Genomic DNA, 6,322 nt, shown 5'->3' on the forward strand with positions numbered 1-6,322 from the left:
TGCCTGTGGGAGCGGCCTCCGTCGTGCCGCGGTGCGATAATGACGTGTATCGCGACCACAAGGCACCGCCCATCGCGCCGTGACGTGTCCTGCGGAGGTCAACTGTCATGCGGCCACGACGCGCAACCTGGCGTGCTTTCCGATGATCCAATGGGTCGGGACTGAAGTCCCTCCCACCGTGCACCCACCGCATTCGCCGCAAGCGCCTGTGGGAGCGGCCTCAGCCCTGCCGCGATGCGACGATGACGTGTATCGCGACCACAGGGCACCGCCCATCGCGCCGTGACGTGTCCTGCGGAGGTCAACTGTCATGCGGCCACAACGCGCAACGTGGCGTGCTTTCCGATGAGCCAATGCGTCGGGACTGAAGTCCCTCCCACCGTGCACCCACCGCATTCGCCGCAAGCGCCTGTGGGAGCGGCCTCAGCCCTGCCGCGGCGCGAACATGATCACCGCCATGCCGGCCAGGCACAGGCCGGCGCCGAGCAGGTCCCAGCGCGTGGGGCGCATGCCCTGCACCGTCCACAGCCACAGCAAGGCGACCGCGACATAGACGCCGCCGTAGGCGGCATAGACGCGGCCGCTGGCGGCAGGATGCAGGGTCAGCAGCCAGACGAAGGCCGCCAGGCTGCCCGCGGCCGGCAACAGCAGCCAGGCGCTGCGCTGTTCGCGCAGCCACAGATAAGGCAGGTAGCAGCCGACGATTTCCGCGACGGCGGTCAGCACGAACAGCAGCAGGGTCTTCATCCGGCCGCGGCGCGTTCTTCGTCCTTGGCGCGCTGCCAGTACGCCTCCTGCTGCGCCAGCGACAGACCGTCGAGCGCGCCGCCGTCCTGCTGCGCCAGCCGTTCCATCGTGCGGAAGCGACGCTCGAACTTGAGGTTGGCGTGGCGCAGCGCCGCACCGACGTCGACCTTGGCATGCCGCGCCAGGTTGGCGCAGACGAACAGCAGGTCGCCGATCTCGTCCTGCAGGCGTGCCGGATCGACTGCGGCGCCATGCGCCAGTTCCGCGCGCACTTCCTCCAGTTCTTCCTGCACCTTGTCCAGCACCGGCGCGGGGCCGGGCCAGTCGAAGCCGACCCGCGCCGCACGCGACTGCAGCTTCAGCGCGCGCTGCCATTCCGGCAGGCCGCGGGCGATGCCGGCCAGTGCCGAGCCGTCGCGCTCGCCGGCGGCGGCGCGCTCGGCGCGTTTGATCTCTTCCCACTTCAGCGTCTGCTGTTCGGCATCGGCCACCTGACTGTCGCCGAACACGTGCGGGTGGCGGCGCACCATCTTGTCGCAGATCGCCGCGACCACGTCGTCGAAGCCGAACGCGCCCTGCTCGCGCGCCATCTGCGCATGGAACACCACCTGCAGCAGCAGATCGCCGAGTTCGTCCTTCAGCCCGGCCAGGTCCTGGCGGTCGATCGCGTCGGCCACTTCGTAGGCCTCTTCGATCGTGTACGCGGCGATGCTGGCGAAGTCCTGCTCCAGGTCCCAGGGGCAGCCCTGCGCGGGATCGCGCAGGCGCGCCATGATGTCGAGCAGGGCAGGAAGGTCGTAGCGGGCTGAAGTCACGGGCGGGTTCCGGTGCGACGGCACCGCTGCCGCCTGCCGCCTAGTGTGGCAGAGCGCGCGCCGCGCGGCGCGTGCTCGCTGCGCGGCTCAGCCCAGCCAGTCGCGCCAGGGCAGCGCCGCATCGCCCAGCGCCACGAAGTCGCCGTTGAGCAGCGATTCGCGGCGGTTGTAGCGGAACGGCTTGCCGGTCGCGGCGGCCAGCAGCGCGCCGCCAGCGGCCTGCAGCACGCACTGCCCGGCGGCGGTGTCCCATTCGGAGGTCGGGCCGAAGCGCGGATACACGTCCAGGTCGCCATCGGCGATGCGGCAGAACTTCAGCGACGAACCCTGCGCGACCAGTTCGATCTCGCCCATGCGCTGCAACAGCGCGTCGGTACGCGCGTCGCGGTGCGAGCGGCTCGCCGCCACCCGCAGCGGCGCCGTGGCCGGCCGCCGGGTGTTCAACGCGGTGTCGCGGAAGCCCTCGCGGCGGTATGCCTGCTCGCCACGCACCGCATGCCAGACGCGGCCATCGACCGGCGCCTGGACCACGCCGAACACCGGCGCGCCCTGGTGGATCAGCGCGATGTTGACGCTGAATTCGCCGTTGCGCTTGACGAACTCGCGGGTGCCGTCGAGCGGGTCGACCAGCCAATAGGTGGTCCAGTGCTCGCGCACCTCCCACGGAATCTGCGCCGATTCCTCGGACAGCACCGGCAGGTCCGGGGTCAGCCGCTCCAGGCCTTCGACGATGATCTGGTGCGCGGCCAGGTCGGCCTGGGTCAACGGACTGGTATCGGCCTTGTGCTCCACCTCGAAGCCGGTGGCATAGACGGACATGATGGCCGCGGCGGCATCGATGGCGATGGCGATCACGGTTTCGCGCAAATCACTGGTGAGACGGATCATTCGGCGCGACCCAGCCACTCGCGGGCGATGAACAGCGCCGCCAGCGAACGCCCCTCGGAAAAATCTTCACGCAACATCAGTTGATCCAGTTCAGCCAGTTTCCAGGGCACCACTTCCAATTCCTCCGGCTCGTCGCCGGTCAGTCGTTCGGGATAGAGATCTTGTGCAAGCACCAGCCACGACTGGTGGCTCATGTAGGTCGGCGCCAGGGTCATCGCGCGCAGCACGCGCAACTGCCGCGCGCCGTAGCCGGCCTCTTCCTTGAGTTCGCGGTCGGCTGCCTGCAGCGGGGTCTCGCCGGCGTCGATGCGGCCCTTGACCAGCCCCAGTTCGTAGCGATGCACGCCGGCGGCGTATTCGCGCACCAGCAGCACGGTCTGCGCATCCAGCATCGGCACCACCACCACCGCGCCATGACCCGGCGCCTTCAGCCGGTGGAACACGCGGCGCTCGCCGTTGCTGAACTCCAGGTCCAGCTCCTCGACCCGGCGCTCGGCGGCCGATTCGCTGCGCTCGCGCACGGCATGGATGACCGGCAATCGACGGGTCACGCCGGCACCCTGCGGCGCCGGACGGCGTCGATCGATAGAATGCGCGGAGCGAAGAACCTGTTCATGAGCGCGAAATGCTATCAGACCTGACCGCAGCACAGATGGCCGAGGCGTGGCGCACGCGTGATCTGGCCGTGCTCTGGCATCCGTGCACGCAGATGCGCGAGCACCCCGACACCCTGCCCCTGGTCCCGATCGCCCGTGGCGAAGGCGCCTGGCTGATCGACCACAGCGGCCGCCGCTACCTGGATGCGGTGAGCAGTTGGTGGACCAACCTGTTCGGCCACGGCGAGCCGCGCATCGCCGCGGCCATCGCCGGCCAGGCCTCCCAGCTGGAGCAGGTGATGCTGGCCGGCTTCAGCCACGAACCGGCGGTGCTGCTGGCCGAGCAGTTGCTGGCGCTGGCGCCGCGCCAGGAAGGGCGCGCGCCGCTGGCCAAGGTGTTCTATGCCGACAACGGCTCGGCCGGCGTGGAAGTGGCGCTGAAGATGGCTTTTCATTATTTCCAGAACCGCGGCGAGCCGGGGCGCACCCGCTTCGTCGCGCTGGAGAACGGCTATCACGGCGAGACCATCGGCGCACTGGCGGTCGGCGACATCCCGCTGTACCGGCGGGTGTACGCGCCCCTGCTGGCCGAGGCGCTGTTCGCGCCCTCGCCCGACGCGTACCAGGCAGAACCGGGGCAGAGCGCGCGCGAACGCGCCGATGCCGCCGCCGATGCGTTGGCCGACCTGTTCGACCGCCATCCCGGCGAGATCTGCGCGGTGATCCTGGAACCGCGCCTGCAGTGCGCCGGCGGCATGCGCATGCACGATCCGGCCTATCTGCGGCGGGCGCGCGAACTGTGCGACGCCAACGGCGCCTTCCTGATCGCCGACGAGATCGCCACCGGCTTCGGCCGCACCGGCACCCTGTTCGCCTGCGAGCAGGCCGGGGTGATGCCGGACCTGCTGTGCCTGTCCAAAGGCCTGACCGGCGGCTTCCTGCCGCTGTCGGCGGTGCTGGCCACCCAGCATCTGTACGACGCTTTCCTCGACGACAGCCGCGAACGCGCCTTCCTGCATTCGCACAGCTACACCGGCAACCCGCTGGCCTGCGCCGCGGCGCTGGCGTCGCTGCGGATCCTGCAGGAGGACGACGTGATCGCGCGTAACCGCAGCACCGCCGAGACCATGCGCGCGCTGTCGGCGCCGTTCGCCGAGCATCCGCACGTGGCCGACGTGCGCCAGGCCGGCATGGTGGTGGCGTTCGAACTCACCCGCAACGGCGACAAGCGCACGCCCTTCCCTGCGTCCGCACGCGTCGGCCTGCACGCCTACCGTGCCGCGCTGCAACGCGGGGTGGTGCTGCGCCCGCTGGGCGACGTGCTGTACTGGATGCCGCCGTACTGCGTGGACGCCGAGCAGTTGACGCTGCTGGCCGAGACCACGCTGGCGGCGATCGACGAGGCGGTGGCATGCGCCTGACCCGCTGCCATGTGGAGCTGCCGCTGCACGCCGGCGCAGAGTTGAGCCTGCCGGAAGACGTCGCCAACCACCTGCTGCGCGTGCTGCGGCTGCGCGAGGGCGATCCTTGCGTGCTGTTCAACGGCGACGGCCGCGATTACCCCGCCGAACTGCTGCAGGCCGGCAAGCGCAACGCCAGCGTGCGCATCGGCGCGGCGCAGCCGGTCGACAACGAGTCGCCGCTGGCGATCACCCTGCTGCAGGGCGTGGCGCGCGGCGAGAAGATGGACCTGATCCTGCAGAAGGCCACCGAACTCGGCGTCGCCGCGATCGTGCCGGTGTGGGCCGAGCGCACCGAAGTGAAGCTGGATGCGGCGCGGGTGGACAAGCGCGTGGCGCACTGGCGCAGCGTGGTGATCGCGGCCTGCGAACAGTCCGGCCGCGCGCGCGTGCCGCAGTTGAGCGTGCCGCTGGCGCTGGCCGATGCGGCGCGCGCCGCGGCGGACAGCCCCTGCCGGTTGATCCTGGATCCGCAGGGCGAACAGCGCCTGCGGTCGCTGGCCATCGGCGGCGCTGCGGTGACGATCGCGATCGGCCCGGAAGGCGGCTGGTCGCCGCGCGACCGCGCCACGCTGGAGGCGGCCGGCTTCGTCGGCCTGCGCCTGGGGCCGCGCATCCTGCGCACCGAAACCGCCGGCCTGGCCGCGATCGCGGCGCTGCAGGCGCACTACGGCGACGTGTGAGTTCAGCGCGGTGCGCGGGGCATGCCGAAGGCGATGCGACACCGGCGTGCGCGTTCAGAGTTCGGCGTATCCAGGCAGCGCGGTGGCGATCGCATCGATGGCCAGACGCAGACGCAGCGGCAGATGCGGTGTGGCCAGCCACAGTACGTGGGTACCGAACGCCAGGCGTGGCATGTCCGCCAGTAGCGGCACCAACCGCCCATCGCGGACCCGCTCGCGGATCAGCCAGCACGGCAACCAGGCCAGGCCGTGCCCGGCCTCGGCGGCATCGCTGATCGCCTCCAGGTCGTCCAGGCGCACGCGGCTGGGCGGCGTGAGCTCGCGCAGCGTGCCGTCGCCGAGCGGGAACTGCCATGCTCGGATGCGTCCGCCGCGACCGTAGGTGATGGCGCGATGCCGCAGCAGCGCATCCAGCGTCTGCGGCCGACCATGCTCGGCGAGATAGCTGGGCGCGGCGCACACGATCATGCGCTGCAAACCGATCGCGCGCGCCGTCAACCCGGCGCTGTTGCCGATCTCGCCGTTGCGGATGGCCAGATCGAAGCCATCCTCGATCAGATCCACCCGCTGGTCGGAGAAGGAAAGGTCGAGTTCGAGCAGGGGGTGCTGCGCCGCCAGCCGGATCAGGATCGGCGCCACGCAATGGCGCCCGAACAGCACCGGCGCCGACACCCGCAGGCGCCCGGCCGCCTCACGACGGCCGGACTCCAGCACCGCTTCGGCAGCACGCAATTCCTCAAGCGCGCGCACGCAGCGCTCATAGTAGATCTGCCCGTCCTCGGTGAGCGCCTGGCTGCGCGTGGTGCGCTGGAACAGCCGTACATTCAGGCGCGCCTCGATCCGCGCGATGGTCTTGGCGACCGCCGAGCGAGTCAGATGCAGCCGCCCGGCGGCGGCGGCGAAGCTGCCGGTCTCCGCCGCGGCCACGAAGACCTCCACGCCATTCAAGTTGGCACCACGCATTGTCGCGACCAGAGAACCAATTTCTGGATCTTACCGCGCCGCCCCGCCTTAGAAATCGACAATCGCCCGTCGCTGCGAAGCCTCTGCCGCGATTCGCGATGCACAGGCGGTGCTGTAGCTGGCTGATCTAGTTGTGTAAACCCACCACGTTGTTCAGTGGAATTCGGGAG

7 protein-coding genes are annotated in these 6,322 nt (G+C 70.1%); 2 read left to right on the top strand and 5 right to left on the bottom strand.

Annotation, left to right across the window (positions count from 1 at the left end; translation table 11 throughout):
- Window positions 1–423: 423 nt before the first annotated feature.
- The 4 genes from D588_RS0115015 to nudE all read right to left on the bottom strand — a co-directional run bounded on the left by D588_RS0115015 (window position 424) and on the right by nudE (window position 3,001).
- Window positions 424–747, bottom strand: a complete 324-nt coding sequence (locus D588_RS0115015) for a YnfA family protein (protein WP_017916569.1) — start codon at window positions 745–747, stop codon at window positions 424–426.
- Complete coding sequence (gene mazG, locus D588_RS0115020; RefSeq protein WP_017916570.1) at window positions 744–1,520, bottom strand: nucleoside triphosphate pyrophosphohydrolase; 777 nt, start codon at window positions 1,518–1,520, stop codon at window positions 744–746. Before mazG ends, D588_RS0115015 begins: the two co-directional genes overlap by 4 nt.
- Window positions 1,521–1,649: 129 nt before the next feature.
- Window positions 1,650–2,450 carry a 3'(2'),5'-bisphosphate nucleotidase CysQ gene (gene cysQ, locus D588_RS0115025; protein ID WP_017912917.1) on the bottom strand — a complete coding sequence of 267 codons (801 nt, stop codon included), beginning with the start codon at window positions 2,448–2,450 and terminating at the stop codon, window positions 1,650–1,652.
- On the bottom strand, window positions 2,447–3,001 hold the full coding sequence (gene nudE / locus D588_RS0115030) for an ADP compounds hydrolase NudE (protein ID WP_026143746.1): 555 nt from the start codon (window positions 2,999–3,001) through the stop codon (window positions 2,447–2,449). The genes cysQ and nudE overlap by 4 nt, the downstream gene beginning before the upstream one ends.
- Before the next feature lie 74 nt (window positions 3,002–3,075).
- Between nudE and bioA the strand changes: the two genes are divergently transcribed.
- Window positions 3,076–4,467, top strand: a complete 1,392-nt coding sequence (gene bioA, locus D588_RS0115035) for an adenosylmethionine--8-amino-7-oxononanoate transaminase (RefSeq protein WP_026143747.1) — start codon at window positions 3,076–3,078, stop codon at window positions 4,465–4,467.
- Window positions 4,458–5,189 carry a 16S rRNA (uracil(1498)-N(3))-methyltransferase gene (locus tag D588_RS0115040; RefSeq protein ID WP_017916573.1) on the top strand — a complete coding sequence of 244 codons (732 nt, stop codon included), beginning with the start codon at window positions 4,458–4,460 and terminating at the stop codon, window positions 5,187–5,189. Before bioA ends, D588_RS0115040 begins: the two co-directional genes overlap by 10 nt.
- 54 nt (window positions 5,190–5,243) lie before the next feature.
- Here D588_RS0115040 and D588_RS0115045 read toward each other — a convergent pair whose 3' ends face one another.
- A complete protein-coding gene (locus D588_RS0115045; RefSeq protein ID WP_017916574.1) occupies window positions 5,244–6,152 on the bottom strand; it encodes a LysR family transcriptional regulator in 909 nt (302 codons plus the stop codon).
- Between the last annotated feature and the right edge of the window lie 170 nt (window positions 6,153–6,322).

Origin of the sequence: Xanthomonas sp. SHU 308, assembly GCF_000364645.1 — a bacterium.
Classification (GTDB): Bacteria; Pseudomonadota; Gammaproteobacteria; order Xanthomonadales; family Xanthomonadaceae; genus Xanthomonas_A; species Xanthomonas_A sontii.